Here is a 17,119-nt window from a genome sequence, read left to right on the forward strand (position 1 = left end):
CATTAACTTCTTCATTGTTGATTTTTTATCAAAAGTATTGTGTTGAATGGTGTGTTTTTAGGCAATAAAACTCTTGGCATAATCACTGCAGATTTTTACCGCGAGCTCAAACAAAAGAGCTCCCGGTAAATAACCCGCTTTTAAACACACATCATTTATTGTCTAACCACGATAAAAAATATTATCTGTTCAAAATGAGGAATTATGATGAGCATACCTGCATTCGGTCTGGGAACGTTTCGCCTTCAAGATCAAGTCGTTATTGATTCTGTTAGTCAAGCTTTGACATTGGGCTATCGCGCAATTGATACAGCCCAAATCTATGAGAATGAAGCCGCAGTGGGCCAGGCTATCGCAGAAAGTGGTATCAAACGTGATGAGTTATTTATCACGACCAAAATCTGGATTGCTAATTTGGCGGCAGGAAAGTTAATTCCTAGCCTGCAAGCAAGCTTGCAGAAGCTGAAAACCGACTATGTGGATTTAACTTTAATTCACTGGCCATCACCTAATGATGAAGTTTCAGTTGCCGAGTTTATGGCTGAATTAGTGCAGGCTAAAGAGTTGGGGCTGACCCGTCAGATTGGTATTTCTAACTTCACGATTGATTTAATGAAGCAGGCCATTGCGGCTGTGGGCGCAGAGGCGATTGCGACTAACCAGATCGAACTCTCTCCACTATTACAAAATCGCAAAGTTGTTAAGTTCGCGCAGGAACACGGCATCGCCATTACCTCTTATATGACATTGGCTTATGGTAAAGCACTGGATGAGCCAATTATTAAGGCTATCGCTGAGAAACATGCAGCAACCCCGGCTCAAGTGATTTTAAGCTGGGCAATGCAGCTGGGCTACAGTGTTATCCCGTCATCTACCAAAGTGGCAAACTTAGCCAGTAACTTGTTGGCTCAGGAATTACAGCTAACTGCGGACGATATGGCCCTGATTGCTACGTTGGATCGTGACGATCGGCTGGTTAGCCCTGATGGTCTGGCACCTAAGTGGGATTAATCCCTGCTTAAATGACGAAGCAAACCACCTCGCAAGGGTGGTTTTTTTATGTTGTAGGGAGGCCCGAAACTAGACGCTCATTGATGAAATCAATAAAACAGCGCAGCCGATTACTGACTGCTTGGTCACTGTAGTACACCGCATTAATTGGCATGGCGACCGGCAAGGTATGCTCCGCCAGTATTGGTACCAAATCCCCACGTTGTAGATCTTGTTGAATCATAAAATCAGATAGACAGGCAATGCCATTACCCTCAAGGCAGAGGCGGCGCTGGGTCTCACCATTATTTGAGGTTAAATCTGATGTTATTTCATAAAGTTGCCCATCAGGCCCGGCGAGCGGCCAACGATTTAACACCGGTAAATCATTAAATCCCAGACAGACATGATGCTGTAGGTCAGCCACCGTTTGTGGTGTGCCATATTGTCTGAGGTAAGCGGGGGAGGCCAGTAGATGGCGATAGCTGGTCATGAGTTTTCTGGCGCGCAAGGTTGAATCCTGCAAAGTGCCCACTCTGATAGCAATATCGACTTTTCGCTCAATAAGATTAATAAAGGTTTCAGATGAGACTAGCGATAAGGTGACTAAAGGATAACGTTGGCGAAATTCAGCCATCAGAGGTGCCACAACATGCAATACCACTGGCGTCGAGGCATCGATGCGCAGCAATCCTTTTGGATTTAATTGGCTGTCTAACAGCTCATTTTCAGCTGTTGCCATGTCGCGCAAAATATTCTGTACTCGGCGAAAATAATGTTCACCTTCTTGCGTCAGACTGATTTGCCGTGTGGTGCGGTTAAGCAGTGTGACACCCAGCTTACCTTCCAATCTTTTTACTGTTCGACTCACTACCGAATTGGCTTGTTCAAGCTGCTCCGCCGCACGACTGAAACTGCCGCACTCCACCACGGTGACGAAAGTAATCAATTCATCTGAGTTTGCTTTCATTATTGCTACTCCAGCAAAAATATTTTGATATTTTGAGCATTTTTGTCATTTAAACATAGGTCCATAATCTCCGCTATCAAATTGACCCGTTTTAATTGAACTGAATTTCTGGAGTAAATAATGCCACTCGCTTTACTGGCGCTGACCATCAGTGCATTCGCTATTGGTACCACGGAGTTTGTCATTGTTGGATTGGTGCCGACAATTGCCGAACAATTAGGGGTTTCTGTCCCCTCCGCTGGTTTGTTAGTTTCAATTTATGCACTCGGGGTTGCTATCGGTGCTCCGGTGCTAACCGCATTAACCGGGCGAATTCCACGTAAAATGCTATTGATTGGCCTGATGGTGTTATTCACCTTAGGTAACTTATTAGCTTGGCAATCCCCCGGCTATGAATCATTGGTAATCGCCCGTTTATTAACCGGTCTGGCCCATGGGGTGTTCTTCTCCATCGGCTCGACGATTGCCACCAGTCTGGTACCTAAAGAGAAAGCCGCCTCAGCGATAGCCATTATGTTTGGTGGCCTGACGGTGGCATTAGTGACCGGAGTTCCACTAGGAACATTTATTGGACAGCATTTCGGCTGGCGAGAAACCTTCCTTGCGGTATCACTGATTGGTGTGGTCGCAACTATCGCCAGTGCCATTTTGGTGCCCAATAATATTCCCCAACAAGTTTCAGCCAGTATAAAACAGCAATTGCAGGTGCTGACTCACCCGCGTTTACTGCTGATTTATGCGATTACTGCATTAGGGTATGGCGGCTTCTTCACCATGTTTACTTTCCTGGCCCCAGTGATGCAGGAGCTGTCCGGCTTCTCGCCCGCCGCAGTGAGCTGGATTTTACTGGCATACGGTGTCTCTGTTGCCATTGGTAATATATGGGGAGGTAAACTGGCCGACCACCACGGCGCAGTACCTGCGCTGAGCTTTATCTTTACTGCACTGGCTGCTCTGTTATTTGTTTTCCAATTTAGTGCCAGCCACAGTATTGCCTCATTGATTACCTTACTGGTCATGGGTATTTTTGCTTTCGGTAATGTCCCTGGCTTGCAAGTCTATGTGGTGCAAAAGGCGCAAGAGTATACGCCACATGCGGTTGATGTTGCTTCCGGCTTGAATATCGCGGCATTCAACGTAGGCATTGCATTAGGTTCAATTATCGGTGGTCAGGCGGTGACTCGGGTTGGATTGGCACAAACGCCGTGGATTGGTGGCGTGATTGTTATCGGCGCATTATTGCTGGTGACATTGAGCGGCAAGCTCGACAAAAAGTCCCTGCGCCCAGTGGCGACAAGCTAGATCTTATTTCAACTGTCCATTCTCAGCCCGCTTTGGCGGGCTTTTTTGTTAATAGAAGCCTAATTAGTGCATTATGAATGAGATACATTGAATCTCTCTTTGGATATCCCAAGATCAGCATCATAAGCTGGGGAAAAGACATTACTGAGCGGAGCATCTAAGCGTATAATCAGAGGACTACCGGCTGCGGTTATCCCACAGGCCAGAGTGATTTTGAATAAGGAATAGGCCATCAAAGTGCCGAAACGAACATATGCAATGCGGTATGTTGCAGGTCAACCGGTTGAACAGATTTTCCCTGGTTCCGCTAAACAATTGGGGCAGGGGTTACCGCCAGGCGCACCATTGCCTACCTCTGAATTCCTACGTGTGATGGTGTGGAACATCTTTAAGCAGCAGCGAGCTGAATGGCTATCGGTGCTCAAAGGGTTTGGTCGGGATGCTCAACTGATGTTGCTGCAAGAAGCACAAACAACACCCGAGCTGGTGAGGTTTGCTACGTCCCATTATCAAGCGGCAGATCAAGTGCCCGCCTTTGCGCTGCCTCAGCACCCCTCAGGTGTGATGACGTTAGCCGCCACCCACCCAGTCTACTGTTGCCCGCTGCGCGAGCGCGAGCCACTGTTGCGCTTGTCTAAATCGGCATTAATTACTGTTTACCCTATTCATGATGGCCGTTTATTGATGGTAGTGAATATTCATGCCGTTAATTTCAGTTTTGGTGTCGATGTTTACAGTAAACAGTTAGAGCCTATCGGTGAGCAGATTGCCATGCACCGAGGCCCGGTTATTCTGGCCGGGGATTTCAATGCCTGGAGTCGTCAGCGAGTTAATGCTTTGCAGCGCTTTGCCCAAAGTGCCGGGTTGGCCGAAGTTGAGTTCCAGGCTGATAATCGTAGCCGAGCCTTTGGCCGCCCCCTGGACTTTGTGTTTTATCGTGGTCTCACCCTTGCCGATGCCTCGGTATTAGTCACCCGCGCTTCTGATCACAATCCGCTGTTAGTCGAATTCCAGCCATAAAAAAAGCACCCCGAAGGGTGCTTTTTTACAGCTTTATACCGATTCTAATGTTAGGCATCCGGAGTCGATTTGTTGTTAACAAACAACGTCAATTTCAAACCGGGTACTAATTTATTTGCTTTGCTGATTACCGAATTCCATCGCATCACATCGTCGGTGTTTACACCGTGACGCTTGGCAATACTGGCAAATGAATCACCTTTACGAACCTGATAGGTGATGCTGTTGCTGGCTGTATTGCTTGCCAGTTGCAGGGTTTGCCCAACTTTTAAGGTGCTCGAGGCACGTAAGTTGTTCCAACTCTGCAAATCGCTGGTCTTGATATTCAACCGCTTGGCAATCGTAGATAAGGTATCGCCGGGGCGAACTTTATACTGCGAACTTGATGCTGATGTTGCGCTGTTCTGTGCCAACTTGGTTGGTTGAACTGCGGCAATATCGGTATCTGCCAATGAATCTTTAAGCTGCTCAGCATGGGCTTTTGGCAACATAATATAACGAGGACCATGTCCATCAGGTGCCGTTACATTGCGCTTATACCCAGAATTAAAGGATTTCAACTTAGTAAGTGACATCCCCGCCATCTCAGCCGCCTGAGTTAGCTGTATCTGCTGACCAACATCAACACGCGCTAATGCACGGTCTTTGTCGGTTTCAGGTAAGTTTATACCGTACTTTTTGCTGTTCTTGATTAAATCACCCAAGGCCAGCATTTTTGGTACATAAATTGACGTTTCACGAGGAAGCGACAATGCCCAAAAGTTCGTCGGTTTACCCTTAGCCTTATTGGCTTTCAACGCCTGCATGACTCTGCCTTCACCGCTGTTATACGCAGCGACTGTTAACAACCAGTCACCGTCAAACATCTTGTTCAGGCGCTCCATCATATCAAGCGCTGCTTTGGTTGAAGCAACCACATCTCTGCGGCCGTCATACCATTGGTTTTGTTTTAAGCCATAATTTCGACCGGTACTTGGCACTATCTGCCACAGCCCTGCGGCGTTGGCGGATGATGTCGCGTGTGGGTCAAAAGCGCTCTCCACTATGGGTAGCAGTACCAGTTCCATCGGCATCTTACGTTTCTTAATCTGCTCGACTATCAGGTACATGTACGGCTCTGCCCGTAATGTTACATCGTGGAGATAGCTCTTATTTTTTAAGTATTTTTGCTTCTGTTCACGGATCCGGGAATTCTCCGGAACCTTCATCTTCAGCTCGTCGCTAATGAAGTTCCACAAATCTTGCTGCGCGAGGCCACTTTCACTATCAAGCCATCGCGCGGAGCCCACTCGGGCGCTATTTGTGTACTCTCCTGCTTCACTCTCTTGACCTGCCGAAGACAAACTCTGTGCATGCTGTACAGGAGCCTGTACGCCCACCTTGGACGACTGGCACCCAACAAGCAAGACTGAGGCGAGAAATATCGCTTTGGTCTTCATGTGTGTGTCAATGTAGTTGCTTAAAAGACGAGCAATCATACTTTGCTTCGACAAAAAACACAACTAAAAGCTCAGAAGCGGTCTTTCTGGGCGCGTAATTCGGAAAAAACTGAGACAAGTGACTCTGGTGGTGACATTACGCCTATTTTTCTTTGTAAATCAACGTCATTGCAACGTAAAAAAACATTAATTTTACGCTCAATTTGCAATTTTACCGGTAGGCTAGGTAGGTTTTTCGCCCGTAATTGCATGATTTGTTGTTGATATGTAGCAATGTCGTGGTCTGAGGGCAGAATAAAACGGGCAAACTTAAGATTTGCGAGAGTGTATTCATGCGCGCTGCAAATTAAGGTTTCGTCAGGGAGTTGCGCGAGCTGTTGAATAGACGAGTACATTTGTGCTGGCGTACCTTCAAATAGCCTGCCGCAACCGGCGGAGAATAGCGTATCGCCACAGAAAAGATAAGGTTTGCTGTAGTATGCAATATGTCCAAGTGTGTGCCCAGGAACGGCAATAACGTGGTAATTTTGACCACCAATTGTCAGGTCATCCCCCCCATTTACGATAATTGTCGCTCCTTTATTCGCAGTTTCTTGCGGGCCATAGACGGGAATATCGGGGTAATGGCGGCGCAAATCAGCGACACCGCCGACGTGATCATTATGGTGGTGAGTCAGCAATATGGCTTGGGGAAGATAGTCACCTTGGCTCAGCATGGCTAATACCGGGGCCGCTTCACCAGGGTCAACAATAACGCAATGTTTTTGTGTGTCCGCTAATAGCCAAATGTAATTGTCTTGAAATGCAGGAATGCTGATAAGATTCATTTGATACCTCTACTCTAATAGCTTGAAAGAAGATAATAAAACATGAAACCAGCACAGACACACCAAAAGATAGATGCGCCCGCATCCTGGGCTGAGTTACCTTGGGGTGAGTATTATCGCGCAGCGATTGAGCAGCAATTGCAGCCTTGGTGGCCGAAATTCTTTGGTTTCCACTTATTGAAAATAGGCCATTTAAGTGCGGAAATTGCTAGTGATAAATGTGCGATTTCCCATCAGGTTAATGTGGGCGAGCAGGGCAAAAATATGCAAGTGCTTGCCAGCCCCTACCAATTGCCTTTCGCTGAAAAGTCAGTAGATGCGTGTTTGTTATCTCATACTTTAGCCTACGCTTCTGACCCGCACCGCATTTTACGTGAGGTGGATCGCGTCCTGATTGATGATGGCTGGCTGGTTATCAGTAACTTTAACCCATTGAGTTTATTAGGCGCAGGGAAGTTGGTGCCATTACTCCGTCAACGACAGCCCCACGTCAGCCGAATGTTTACCCAGATGCGTTTGTTAGATTGGCTAAGTTTATTGAATTATGAGGTTTTGTATTTATCGCGCTTTCATGTGCTGCCGTGGCACAAAGAAGGTGGGCGCTTTATCAGCACCCATTTGCCAGCGTTGGGTTGTGTCAGCCTGATTGTTGCCCGCAAGCGCACCATTCCGTTAACATTCAACCCGATGAAATTTGGTGCGCGCAAGCCGTGGTCTAGCCGAGCTGTGGGCGCAACTAAAAGTTATCGTGACCAACCCTGAGCCGCTGCAATGTTAAAAGCGAAGGATTAGTCAGGGTTATAGCCGCTATCTTCTAACGTCGGTGAATTCGCGCCTTGGCGGGCCAACTCATCACAGCGCTCATTCTCTGGATGGCCAGCATGACCTTTTACCCATTCCCATTGTATGGTGTGGGTTTGGATAGCCAGATCCAGCCGCTGCCATAAATCGACATTTCGCACCGGTTTGCGATCCGCGGTTTTCCAGCCCCGTTTTTTCCAATTGTGAATCCACTGAGTGATACCTTGACGAACATATTGGCTGTCGGTGCTGAGTGTCACTTCACAAGGCGAAGTTAAGGCTTCCAGCGCAACAATGGCCGCCATCAACTCCATGCGGTTGTTGGTGGTGAGAAAATAGCCCGCACTAAAGGTTTTCTCATGCTGTTTGTAACGCAAAATTGCGCCATAACCACCGGGCCCCGGATTGCCAAGGCAAGATCCGTCGGTGAAAATTTCTACCTGCTTAGTCATCTCTGGTAGACTCATCCTATCTGTTTAAACGTTAAGTCTGACATAAACGAGCGCTATGAGCACTGGCAATATGCAAGTTACACCGACCAGACAGATTGTTCTGGATACTGAAACCACCGGTATGAATAAACTTGGCGTTCATTACGAAGGCCATAGAATTATTGAGATTGGTGCGGTTGAAGTGATCAACCGCCGCCTGACCGGCAGAAATTTTCATGTCTATGTGAAACCTGATCGTCTGGTGGATCCAGAAGCTTATGGCGTTCATGGTATCAGTGATGAGTTTCTGGCAGATAAACCCAGCTTTGCGGATATTACCCCCGAGTTTCTCGAGTTTATTCGCGGTGCTGAGTTAGTCATCCATAACGCGGCGTTCGATATCGGCTTTATGGATTACGAATTCCGTATGTTGCAGCAGGATATTCCGAAAACGGAAACCTTCTGTACCATCACCGATAGCTTGTTACTGGCGCGCCGCCTGTTCCCCGGCAAGCGAAATAACCTCGATGCGCTGTGCGACCGCTACCAGATAGACAATACCAAGCGAACTCTGCACGGCGCGTTACTCGATGCCGAAATTCTGGCAGAAGTCTATCTGGCGATGACCGGCGGTCAGACTTCGCTTTCTTTCTCAATGGAAGGTGACCAGTCGCAGAACGACTCTTCAGAAGATATTCAGCGCATTACCCGTCCAGCCTCGGGATTGAAAATTATTTATGCGGCGGATGAAGAGTTGAAGGCCCATGAATCGCGTTTGGATTTGGTGATGAAAAAGGGCGGCAGTTGCTTGTGGCGGATGCCGCTGGAGCCACAAGAGAACGCCAACGCAGAATAAAGTGACATCCAGTCGAAAAACTGTGCAAACGGCTTATTTTGCTAGAAAAAGTGTTGACGAGATACCGTTCCATACGTAATATCCGTCTCGTTCTTAACCGGAACAGCAGCGTGGTGCGGTAGTTCAGTCGGTTAGAATACCGGCCTGTCACGCCGGGGGTCGCGGGTTCGAGTCCCGTCCGCACCGCCAACATTCAGAAGCCCTGAGTTAGCAATAACTCAGGGCTTCGTTGCATTCAGGTTCCCGCCAAATCAGTCTTTACTCATTTCAGTGCGCATAAACAACGTGGCATGGTTAGCGGCTTGTTCGTGACGAGCAATATAGCGGTAGAAACCACCACCGAGTAACACGCCAATAAACCAACTAAAATTAGCCACCTGATGCAGGCTGGGGATAAAACTTATCACCAGACCAATGGCAACCGCAGGGAGCAAAGCCATAATCGCTTTTGGATTAAAGCCACCCCGATACCAATAGCGGCCGGATGGTGTGGCATTGAATAAGTCGTCGACATGTAATTGGCTGCGTTTTATCAGATAGAAATCAGCAATCAAAATACCAAACAATGGCCCAATAAATGCCCCCAATACATCCAGTGTGTAATGAATAATCTCGGGTGACTGGAACAGGTTCCACGGCGTCAACAATACTGAGCCCACCGCAGCTATCATCCCACCGGTGCGGAAACTGATTTTTTGTGGCGAACAGTTTGAAAAATCGAAGGCGGGCGAAACAAAGTTAGCCACAATATTAATGCCGATGGTGGCGATGATCATGGTCAGCAAGCCCAGCGCCACCGCCACACTGTTACCCACTCGGGTGACGGTTTCAATCGGGTCAGTAATCATTTGACCAAACAATGATTGAGTGCCGGAGACAATCACCACCGTGACAATGGAGAACAGCAGGAAGTTGAAGGGCAAACCCCAGCGGTTGCCACGACGGATTTCTTGCATGCTTTTGCCATAACGCGAGAAATCACCAAAGTTGAGCAGTGGCCCGGAGAAGTAAGATACCACCAATGCCGTGGCGGTCAGCATTTGCCAGCCTTGCTCTGATGTGGTTAAGGTTTTACTGGCTAAGGTAAAGGAGATATTGCTTATGCCCGTCTGATAAATAATCCATCCGGCCAATGAGAGCATCACCACGTATACCGCCGGTCCGGCGACATCAATAAAGCGTTTGATGGCATTCATCCCATGCCAAAATACCATCGCTTGCAACACCCACATGATAGAGAAGCAAATCCAGCCCAGCGCTGATAACCCTAGCCAATGACTTTGCGTCAAGGGCATTAGTGATGGGAAGAACTTCAACATCACTAACATCAATGCATTGGCGGCAAGATAGGTTTGGATACCATACCAGGCAAAAGCAATCAGCCCGCGAATGACCGCCGGAATATTTGCGCCGAACACCCCAAATGCCTGACGGCAAATAACCGCATAGGGCACACCAGCCATCTGACTGGGTTTAGCCACCAGATTGGCACAAATTTGCACAATGCAGATACCGGCGAGCAAACATAACAAAACCTGCCAACTGGATAAGCCGAGTGCGAAGAAGCTAGCAGCGACGACATAGCCGCCCATGCTGTGCACATCAGACATCCAGAATGAAAAAATATTATACCAACTCCAGTTCTGGTCACGTGTCGGGGCCAGATCCTCATTACAGAGTTTCGGGCTGTAGTGGGGATTAATACTGCCGTTTCCCGAGACTCTTGCATTATTTGGCATAGAACGTGCTCCTATAAAAGACAACACTCAGATGATGTGATGCAAAGCTTGTTGAACCTCACGAGAGAAGCATTTGCAGGAATCAGGCCAAAAATGAATTCTTGTATACAAGATATCTACTTTATGTATACGATTTGATTATCTGACGGTATACGGAGCGGCGAAAAATGATTACGTGGGATGGGCGGAAAATCGCCTACTTTACTGATGATCAAGACGATCATATCTATAACGCGCTGGTAACAGCCATTGTTGAGCATCAGTTATTACCGGGCAGTAAATTACCGGAAGTAGCGCTGGCAGACGTTTTTGGTATTAGCCGAACGGGGATCCGCAGTGTATTGCAACGCCTTGCGGCGGAGCAATTGGTGACATTAATGCCCAAACGTGGTGCACAAGTTACCACGCCGGGTATTGATGAGGCGCGCGATGTATTTAACACCCGCCGTATGCTGGAGTGCGCCAACTTGCCCGCCGTGGTAGCTCATTGTCAGCCGCTGCATATCTCGGCACTAGAGCAGATCCTCAGTGATGAGCAGCAGGCTCATCAGGATTATCAAGGGGCGGCGGCCATCCGTTTATCTGCGCTTTTTCATCTTCAGTTACAAGCTATTGCGGGTAATGGGGTGCTGACTGAAATGGTTTCCCAACTGACATTACGTTCTTCGCTGGTGATTGCGGCTTATGGCGCACCGTGGCAGCAAGGTTGCCGCTGTCATGACCATCATGATTTGGTGGCGCTGTTGAAGCAGGGGGATGCCGCCAGTTTGTCGACACGGATGGCGCAACACTTTGATGAGATTGTCGCCAGCCTGAATTTTATCGAGCGAGATAGCCACACACCGGATTTTGGGCGCATTTTTTCTCATATAAATGTTGCCAATATAAGCGCGGATCAATCCGCTCAGGAGTAACCATGCATTTGCCCTCTTCTCGGCCATTACGGATTCAGGTGATCAATCCCAATACCAGCTTGGCCATGACTCAAACTATAGGGCAGGCCGCGGCACAGGTTGCGGCACCGGGCACGGAAATCCTGGCGGTTTGCCCCACACAAGGTGTGCCGTCGATTGAGGGACATTTTGATGAGGCGGTTGCGGCGATTGGCGTTTTGGAGCAGGTAAAACAGGGGCGAGCCGCCGGGGTTGATGGCCATATTATCGCCTGTTTTGGTGATCCAGGATTATTGGCGGCCCGTGAACTGGCTAGCGCACCGGTGATTGGTATTGCAGAAGCCGCCATGCATATGGCGACACTGGTCGCGACCCGATTTTCTATCGTGACGACTTTACCAAGAACCTTGATTATCGCCCGCCATTTATTGCAGCAATATGGTTTTGAACACCAGTGTGCCGCCTTGCACGCGATCAATCTGCCGGTATTGGCACTGGAAGATGGTAGCGGGTTAGCACAACAGAAAGTGCGGGAGAAGTGCCTGCAAGCGAAGCTGCAAGATGGCAGCGGCGCGATTGTTCTTGGCTGTGGCGGGATGGCGGATTTAGCACGGCAATTGACTCAGGAGCTGGGTATTCCGGTTATCGACGGTGTTAGCGCGGCAGTCAAAATGGTCGAATCGCTGGTGGCCTTAGGTCTTGCCACCAGTAAACACGGCGATTTGGCTTTCCCGGTGGATAAGCCGTTATCGGGAATGTTTAGTATGTTTAGCCAATAACAGGATATGCCCATGAGTGAGACTGATTTCAACCAAAACTATCCACGAGACTTAGCCGGTTATGGTGGTCAGCCGCCGGTTGTCAATTGGCCGGGGCAGGCAAAAATCGCCGTGCAGTTTGTTCTCAATATTGAAGAGGGGGCAGAAAACAACGTGCTGCACGGCGATGCCGGCTCTGAGCAATTTTTGTCTGATATTATTGGCGCTGATAGTTACGCCGCTCGGCACATGTCGATGGAGTCACTTTACGAATATGGTTCCCGAGCCGGTTTTTGGCGTATCCATCAAGAATTTGTTCGCCGTGGTTTGCCATTGACCGTATTTGGTGTGGCGATGGCGCTAGCGCGCAACCCACTGATTGTTGAAGCGATTAAAGCGGCTGACTATGATGTGGTGTGCCATGGTTGGCGCTGGTTACATTATCAACATATTGATCAACAAACAGAATTGCAGCATATGCAGCAGGCGGTTGCTGTGATGCGGGATCTGTTTGGTCACTCTCCCTCCGGTTGGTACACCGGCCGCGATAGCCCAAATACCCGGCGGCTGGTAGTGGAGAATGGCAACTTTCTCTATGACAGTGATTATTATGGCGATGATCTGCCATTTTGGCAGCAAGTTCAGCGGGCTGACGGGAATCTCGCCCCCCACTTGATTGTGCCGTATTGCTTAGATACCAATGACATGCGTTTTGCTTCTGCTCAAGGGTTTAATTCAAGTGAGCAGTTTTACACCTATTTAAAAGACAGTTTTGATGTGTTGTATGCCGAAGGGGAATCGACACCTAAAATGATGTCGGTAGGGATGCATTGTCGTCTATTGGGGCGGCCGGGGCGCTTTCGTGCATTGCAGCGTTTTTTGGATTATATCCAGCAGCACGAACGAGTTTGGGTGTGTCGACGGCAAGATATTGCCGAGCATTGGGTTAAATATCATCCGTTTGCAGAATTGCAGCGGCGATAGGAAAAAACAGACACCCGCGGGTGTCTGCTGCACATAATTTACTGTGCCGCTTTGGTGTTGCCAGCTTCCGCGGCGGTTTTCACCCAACCATCAAAGGTGGCCTGATGAGCTTGAATCCAACCATTCACATGGCGTTCAATGTCGGCATCTGAAGATTCACCGGCATGCATCCGCATATTCTGAGCATTCACATCATTAATGGATAATTTCATGATGGAGAACAGTTTTGCTGCGGCAGGGTTAGCTTCAGCCCACTTTTTGTTTGCCACAATGTGCATCACACTGGGTGGGAAACCATAGTTCGCGCCATTAGAAAGCTGGGTATCAATAGTTTTATCTGGCAAGGATGAGAACGGCACCTGTAACCACACCACATCACGCCCCGGTACTAATACATCACTGACCCAATATGGCGTCCAAGTGTAGTACAGGATAGGTTTGCCTTCTTTGTAGCGGGTGATGGTATCGGCAATCATGGCGGCATAGTTACCCTGATTATGGGTCACGGTATCGCTCAGACCATAAGCCTGAATTTGATGATTTATCGGTGCTTCACAGCCCCAGCCGGGGTTACAGCCGGTAAGATCGGCTTTGCCATCATTATTGGCATCAAACAATTTGGCGATTTTCGGATCTTTTAGCTGCCCAATATTGGTGATGTGGTATTTATCGGCGGTTTTTTTGTCGATCAAATAGCCCTGTGCCAAGCCTTCAATGAAGTTACCCTGACGATAAAATTTGGCATCACCACCGGCCGCCGCATATTGGTCATTATGCAGTGGCTCCCAGTTAACGGCGAGGAAAGTGGCATCCCCTGCGGCAATGGAAGAGTAGGCAACATTGTAGTCCACTTCTTTGGTCGGCTGGACGTCATAACCGAGCTTTTCCAGTGCTTTATTCACCAGCGAAGTCTGGAAGGTTTCTTCCGAAATAGTACTTTGCAGAGGCAGGACCGTAATGCCTTTGCCCGGTAACTCTGCTGCGGATAACTGAGTGCTGATCAGTGTGGTGAGGGCCAGAGCCCAGATTCCTGTCGTGCGCATAGTTTTTCCTCTTTATTAAGCTATTTTACTTATCATTTTGAACCAGAGCAGTGCTCATCATCCTCAGGTACTGCGTGTACACTGCGGTGATTGCGCGCTGTTCCGGTCCTAACTGCCTGCGACAATGACGCTTATTCTGTTAGTTATTGTTTATGTTGAACACAACCCATTCAAATAACAGACGAAGCTAATTTTTAGGGAGAGAACAGTGATGGAGTCGTAGTAGCGTGAGCCACCGGAGTGCCCACGCTGTGCTAGACCCGAGTATCTCGGTCTTCTTTCCGACTTTGTCATTAACCTCAATTAATTGAGATTATTTATCGTGACGAAATGGTTTAGTGAACAGCCCAATTGGGCCGGTGGCATACCAGCGGCCGACACCTTTGCTGCGGCGATCGCGGCCTAATGATTGGGTCAGACGGTCAAGGATAATCGCCAGAATCACGATACCCACACCACCGACTGCGGCTAACCCCATATCGAGCCGACCAATACCGCGCAGTACCATCTGGCCTAAACCACCAACGGCAATCATCGAGGCGATAACCACCATAGACAGTGCCAACATCAGGGTTTGGTTGACACCCGCCATGATGGTGGGCATCGCCAGGGGTAATTGCACTTTGAACAGCATTTGGCGTGGATTTGCCCCAAAGGATTCTGCGGCTTCAATCAGATCTTCTGGCACCTGCTTAATGCCCAGAATAGTCAGGCGGACAATAGGTGGCAGAGCAAAGATAATCGTCACCACCACTCCGGGGACATTACCGATACCAAATAACATGACGATAGGCACCAGATAGACGAACGCCGGTGTGGTTTGCATCGCGTCCAATAAAGGGCGAATGATACGAGCGGCATTATTACTGCGTGCTAACCATATCCCGAGCGGTAACCCGATAAGAATACAGAAGAACAGTGAGGTCAGAACCAACGCCAGTGTCACCATAGCTTGCGACCAGGCACCAATAGCGCCGATAGCCACCAGTGATACCAAGGTTGCAACCCCCATTCCCAAGGTAGAGAACTGCCAGGCGATCAGGGCGAAAACTAAGATAGCGACCGGTGCTGGCATGCCCAACAATAAGTGTTGGAAGCCGCTGAGAATAAAATCAACCGGCACACGAATGCCCTGAAATAGCGGGCGAAAATGCAGCACAACCCAATCAATGCCGTGGGTGACCCATGAATCCAGTGGCAGCCAAGTGTGGTGGAAGGGGTCCATCAAGCTGAAATGTTCGGGGGCGGCGGCCGGAGCGCTATTCAGCCAGTCAGTATTGGCGACTTGGCTCTGTGCGGCCTGAGTGGCAGCCTCATGGCCGGCACTTCCTGCGGCATGGCTACCCTCGGCCATGCTAGCTCCCCAAGGGTCAGCAGCGGCTGACAAGCTCTGAGGGGCGGTGTCCGTGGTGGCGGGAGCGGCTGACACCGCAGCATCCGTCGCCCACGGGTTACTGACGGTTTGATCGTCAATCTGGATTTGATCACTCATTTGGCGTCTCCTTATCTAAGGCCTGCAACAGCATGGCTTTGGAAATAATACCGATATAACTGTTGTCTTCACCGACCACAGGAACCGCGCACGGTGCCTGTGCAACCAGTGAAATCAGCTCACTGAGGGGCATATCTGCGGGAACCGGTGCCGGATCGGCCAGCAAGGCACTATCCAGTGGTTGGTTCTCAGCTAAGGCTTTTTTCAGTGAATCTATCGATACCACGCCAATAAACTTCTGCCCGCGCTCCAGCACATAGCCGTAATCGCGGTCTTCATCCTGAAGCAGTTTTAACGCTGAACGAGGGCCGAAACCCGGGGTTTTACGGATCAAGGATACCGGGCGACGGCGCGCAATATCTTTGGCACTAAAGACATGACTGATATCAACGCCACGGAAGAAGGTGCGGACATAGTCATTGGCCGGATTATTCAGTATTTCATCCGGTGTACCGACTTGAACGACTTCACCGCCCTGCATAATGGCGATGCGATCGCCAATCCGCATGGCTTCATCCAGATCATGAGAGATAAAGACAATGGTGCGTTGATGTTTGGCCTGTAACTTGACCAATTCATCTTGCATTTCGGTGCGGATTAATGGGTCGAGTGCCGAGAAAGCCTCATCCATCAATAAGATATCGGGGTTATTTGCCATTGCTCGGGCCAACCCAACACGCTGGCGCATCCCACCGGAAAGCTCGTCTGGGTATGACTGTGCGTAAGTTTCCAGACTCACCTGACGTAATGCTTCCAGTGCTTTTTCGTGGCGTTCTTGCTGCGGGACGCCCGCGAGCTCCATGCCGAATGCGGTGTTGTCGAGCACATTCAAATGTGGCATTAGTGCAAAGGATTGGAACACCATACTGATCTTGTTACGGCGCACGGTGCGCAGAGCACTATCAGATATCTTGGCAATATCTTCACCGTCGATCAGGACTTCGCCACGGGTGGGTTCTATCAGACGATTGAGAAGGCGTACCAGGGTGGATTTACCGGAACCGGATAACCCCATGATGACGAATATCTCGCCTTCTTCAATGGCCAGATTGGCATCTTTAACGCCAACGGACAAACCGGTTTTGGCAAATATCTGCTCTTTATTTTTACCTGATTCAAGCAGTTTAAAAGCGCGTTCGGGATGCTCACCAAATATCTTATATAGGTTTTTTACTTCGAGTTTAATTGCCATGCAGCTGGTGTATTCCTCTGTCAATTTTAAATTATGTTTATTCGATCAATATTATCCTGATGAAAAAATAGAGCGCCATATACCCTAACACAGTGAGAATCTGAGACAACCCTCAATATTCCTATAATCAAAATTTCAATAGTCTTCATCCCAATATATATCTTTTTAAATGGTTAATTTACTTACGTTAATATTGTGGTTTTTTATCGCGGATGTATTGTCTAATATTGGAGTTGTGATCGGTGTCTAATTATTGACTGAATGGTGTAAATATTGCACATATATCTTTAATGTGTTCTCAATATTATTATTGATTATATTCAGCAAATATCTTTGTCTGATTAATGGCTAAATCAAATGCGATTAATCAGCCCAAAATGAC

Annotated in this window: 16 protein-coding genes and 1 tRNA gene; 9 read left to right on the plus strand and 8 right to left on the minus strand. The window is 48.6% G+C overall.

The window, feature by feature from the left end:
• Positions 1 to 207: 207 nt before the first annotated feature.
• Positions 208 to 1,011, plus strand: coding sequence for a 2,5-didehydrogluconate reductase DkgB (gene dkgB, locus FTA96_RS04785; protein WP_050108322.1), 804 nt, complete (start codon positions 208 to 210; stop codon positions 1,009 to 1,011).
• Positions 1,012 to 1,057: 46 nt separating this feature from the next.
• Here the strand turns inward: dkgB and yafC are convergent, their stop codons facing one another.
• On the minus strand, positions 1,058 to 1,960 hold the full coding sequence (gene yafC, locus FTA96_RS04790) for a DNA-binding transcriptional regulator YafC (protein ID WP_050108321.1): 903 nt from the start codon (positions 1,958 to 1,960) through the stop codon (positions 1,058 to 1,060).
• A gap of 120 nt (positions 1,961 to 2,080) precedes the next feature.
• On the opposite strand from yafC, the gene FTA96_RS04795 reads away from it, so the two are divergent.
• Together FTA96_RS04795 and FTA96_RS04800 are read left to right on the plus strand one after the other, a co-directional pair.
• The gene (locus FTA96_RS04795) at positions 2,081 to 3,262 is read left to right on the plus strand and encodes an MFS transporter (RefSeq protein WP_145573286.1); all 1,182 of its coding nucleotides are present in this window, start codon (positions 2,081 to 2,083) and stop codon (positions 3,260 to 3,262) included.
• A 237-nt stretch (positions 3,263 to 3,499) separates the two neighbouring features.
• Positions 3,500 to 4,282 (plus strand): endonuclease/exonuclease/phosphatase family protein, encoded by a 783-nt coding sequence (locus tag FTA96_RS04800; protein WP_072078616.1) that lies wholly within the window; start codon positions 3,500 to 3,502, stop codon positions 4,280 to 4,282.
• Between the two features lie 50 nt (positions 4,283 to 4,332).
• On the opposite strand, the gene mltD is transcribed toward FTA96_RS04800, so the two are convergent.
• Positions 4,333 to 5,721 carry a murein transglycosylase D gene (mltD, locus tag FTA96_RS04805; RefSeq protein WP_080987056.1) on the minus strand — a complete coding sequence of 463 codons (1,389 nt, stop codon included), beginning with the start codon at positions 5,719 to 5,721 and terminating at the stop codon, positions 4,333 to 4,335.
• Positions 5,722 to 5,792: 71 nt separating this feature from the next.
• A complete protein-coding gene (gene gloB / locus FTA96_RS04810) occupies positions 5,793 to 6,548 on the minus strand; it encodes a hydroxyacylglutathione hydrolase (RefSeq protein ID WP_050134845.1) in 756 nt (251 codons plus the stop codon).
• Positions 6,549 to 6,590: 42 nt separating this feature from the next.
• Here gloB and FTA96_RS04815 point away from each other — a divergent pair, with 42 nt between their 5' ends.
• Positions 6,591 to 7,310: a class I SAM-dependent methyltransferase gene (locus tag FTA96_RS04815; RefSeq protein ID WP_050108312.1), complete on the plus strand. Its 720-nt coding sequence runs from the start codon at positions 6,591 to 6,593 to the stop codon at positions 7,308 to 7,310.
• A 26-nt stretch (positions 7,311 to 7,336) separates the two neighbouring features.
• Here the strand turns inward: FTA96_RS04815 and rnhA are convergent, their stop codons facing one another.
• On the minus strand, positions 7,337 to 7,801 hold the full coding sequence (gene rnhA, locus FTA96_RS04820) for a ribonuclease HI (protein ID WP_050108309.1): 465 nt from the start codon (positions 7,799 to 7,801) through the stop codon (positions 7,337 to 7,339).
• Between the two features lie 70 nt (positions 7,802 to 7,871).
• Here rnhA and dnaQ point away from each other — a divergent pair, with 70 nt between their 5' ends.
• Positions 7,872 to 8,636 carry a DNA polymerase III subunit epsilon gene (gene dnaQ, locus FTA96_RS04825; RefSeq protein ID WP_050108363.1) on the plus strand — a complete coding sequence of 255 codons (765 nt, stop codon included), beginning with the start codon at positions 7,872 to 7,874 and terminating at the stop codon, positions 8,634 to 8,636.
• A 112-nt stretch (positions 8,637 to 8,748) separates the two neighbouring features.
• A tRNA-Asp gene (locus FTA96_RS04830) sits at positions 8,749 to 8,825 on the plus strand.
• Positions 8,826 to 8,887: 62 nt separating this feature from the next.
• Here FTA96_RS04830 and FTA96_RS04835 read toward each other — a convergent pair.
• Positions 8,888 to 10,375 (minus strand): NCS1 family nucleobase:cation symporter-1, encoded by a 1,488-nt coding sequence (locus tag FTA96_RS04835; RefSeq protein ID WP_050108307.1) that lies wholly within the window; start codon positions 10,373 to 10,375, stop codon positions 8,888 to 8,890.
• Positions 10,376 to 10,542: 167 nt separating this feature from the next.
• Here FTA96_RS04835 and FTA96_RS04840 point away from each other — a divergent pair, with 167 nt between their 5' ends.
• Genes FTA96_RS04840 through puuE form a run of 3 tightly spaced genes read left to right on the plus strand, consistent with a single transcriptional unit; the run spans position 10,543 to position 13,010 of the window.
• Positions 10,543 to 11,289, plus strand: coding sequence for a GntR family transcriptional regulator (locus FTA96_RS04840; RefSeq protein ID WP_050134847.1), 747 nt, complete (start codon positions 10,543 to 10,545; stop codon positions 11,287 to 11,289).
• Positions 11,290 to 11,291: 2 nt separating this feature from the next.
• Positions 11,292 to 12,047, plus strand: a complete 756-nt coding sequence (hpxA, locus tag FTA96_RS04845) for an allantoin racemase (protein WP_145573287.1) — start codon at positions 11,292 to 11,294, stop codon at positions 12,045 to 12,047.
• A 12-nt stretch (positions 12,048 to 12,059) separates the two neighbouring features.
• The gene (gene puuE / locus FTA96_RS04850) at positions 12,060 to 13,010 is read left to right on the plus strand and encodes an allantoinase PuuE (RefSeq protein WP_145533875.1); all 951 of its coding nucleotides are present in this window, start codon (positions 12,060 to 12,062) and stop codon (positions 13,008 to 13,010) included.
• Between the two features lie 38 nt (positions 13,011 to 13,048).
• Here the strand turns inward: puuE and proX are convergent, their stop codons facing one another.
• From proX to proV, 3 genes are all read right to left on the minus strand, one after another.
• A complete protein-coding gene (gene proX / locus FTA96_RS04855) occupies positions 13,049 to 14,053 on the minus strand; it encodes a glycine betaine/L-proline ABC transporter substrate-binding protein ProX (protein WP_134957070.1) in 1,005 nt (334 codons plus the stop codon).
• Positions 14,054 to 14,366: 313 nt separating this feature from the next.
• Positions 14,367 to 15,545, minus strand: a complete 1,179-nt coding sequence (gene proW, locus FTA96_RS04860) for a glycine betaine/L-proline ABC transporter permease ProW (RefSeq protein ID WP_145573288.1) — start codon at positions 15,543 to 15,545, stop codon at positions 14,367 to 14,369.
• Positions 15,538 to 16,737, minus strand: coding sequence for a glycine betaine/L-proline ABC transporter ATP-binding protein ProV (gene proV / locus FTA96_RS04865; RefSeq protein WP_050108294.1), 1,200 nt, complete (start codon positions 16,735 to 16,737; stop codon positions 15,538 to 15,540). Before proV ends, proW begins: the two co-directional genes overlap by 8 nt.
• Positions 16,738 to 17,119: the final 382 nt, after the last annotated feature.

Origin of the sequence: Yersinia alsatica, from assembly GCF_902170305.1 — a bacterium.
Taxonomy (GTDB): Bacteria; Pseudomonadota; Gammaproteobacteria; order Enterobacterales; family Enterobacteriaceae; genus Yersinia; species Yersinia alsatica.